Below are 1,492 nucleotides of genomic sequence, written 5' to 3' on the forward strand. Positions count from 1 at the left end.
TGACGTAATAGTATGGACCCCGCCACCTATCGAAAGGCTTCTATTTGAGCCAGAATGAATATGTTAACAGTCATTCAATCAAGGTGAGGGATCCATAATGAAAGATATTAAAGTATTAGGCATCGATCTGGCAAAGAATGTTTTCCAATTACATGGAATAAATGCAAAAAGTAAATGCGTTCTTAAAAAAAGATTAACCAGGGAAAAGCTAATTGAGTTTATGGCACAGCTGCCTCCTTGCTTGGTTGGAATGGAGGCGTGTGGCGGCGCACACTATTGGGCTCGTATGTTTATAGGAATGGGGCATACCGTAAAAATGATGGCACCTCAGTTTGTAAAGCCATATGTGAAATCGAATAAAAATGACGCTAACGATGCTGAAGGTATTTGTGAGGCGGTCACACGGCCTAACATGAAATTCGTTCCAGTAAAGAAAATTGAGCAACAAGATGTATTGTTATCTCATCGGGCACGAGAACTCGTCATAAAACAACGAACAGCTCAAGCAAACCAAATACGTGGTTTGTTAGCTGAATATGGGATTGTTATTGCATTAGGAATTAGTCATATACGAGAAATGACAGAAATTTTAGAAAATAACAAATTGAAATTAACGGTAAAATCAGAAGCTATTTTTATTCGTTTATATGAACAGTTTAAAGTTTATGATGAGCAGGTGAAGATTTACGATAAAGAAATTCAATACCAAGCAGACACAGATCCAATGTGCATAGAAGTTCAAAAAATAGAAGGTATTGGCCCTCTGATAGCATCAGCAATAGTGGCCTCAATTGGTGATGCCAGTGTGTTTAATAATGGTAGAGAAGTATCTGCCTGGCTTGGATTAGTACCCAAACAATATTCCAGCGGGAATAATGTACGATTGGGGGGTATTAGTAAACGAGGCGATCGTTACTTAAGAACATTGCTGATTCATGGTGCACGATCGGCTCTCACTCGCTGCGAAGAAAAAGAGGACAAAAAAAGCAAATGGATGGCTGATGTAAAGCAGCGCTGCGGATTTAACAAAGCAGCCGTAGCGTTAGCCAATAAAAATGCTCGCACTATTTGGGCGTTAATGGCACATGGTGAATGTTATCGCGCCTCGGACATTCAAGAAAGTATAGCAGCATGAAAATAATATTAACGGGAAAAATTATTGGTTTCATCTGATTATGATGAATGTAAAAAACACATTCACCATAATCAGATGACATGAAAAAAGCAAAGAAAAGAAGACACGCTTTAAAGATTGCTTAAGGTAAATCACGATTGATAGCAAAACAGGTAAGACCAGCTCTTTTAAAACCTATACTTGACCAGGGTCGCATATGAGACCGTTGACGTGATGAGGAAAAAGAGCGCAGAAACTATCAGGGTCCGAGTGAACGTATATCACTCAGCTAGAGACCGAATATATGACTGCATCTAATCCTGAATTGTTAAAAAATCTGAATTTATCTGTTGCAAAACCGGGCGGGGTCCATATATG

The 1,492-nt window shown here is 39.0% G+C and carries 1 protein-coding gene; it reads left to right on the top strand.

Translation table 11 applies throughout. From position 1 onward, the window contains the following. The first annotated feature begins 97 nt into the window (after nucleotides 1-97). Nucleotides 98-1,135, top strand: coding sequence for an IS110 family RNA-guided transposase (locus CC34_RS0110095; protein ID WP_027228618.1), 1,038 nt, complete (start codon nucleotides 98-100; stop codon nucleotides 1,133-1,135). Nucleotides 1,136-1,492 lie beyond the last annotated feature (357 nt).

The sequence above is a fragment of the Legionella pneumophila subsp. fraseri genome, from assembly GCF_000586315.1.
GTDB classification, from domain to species: Bacteria; Pseudomonadota; Gammaproteobacteria; order Legionellales; family Legionellaceae; genus Legionella; species Legionella pneumophila_B.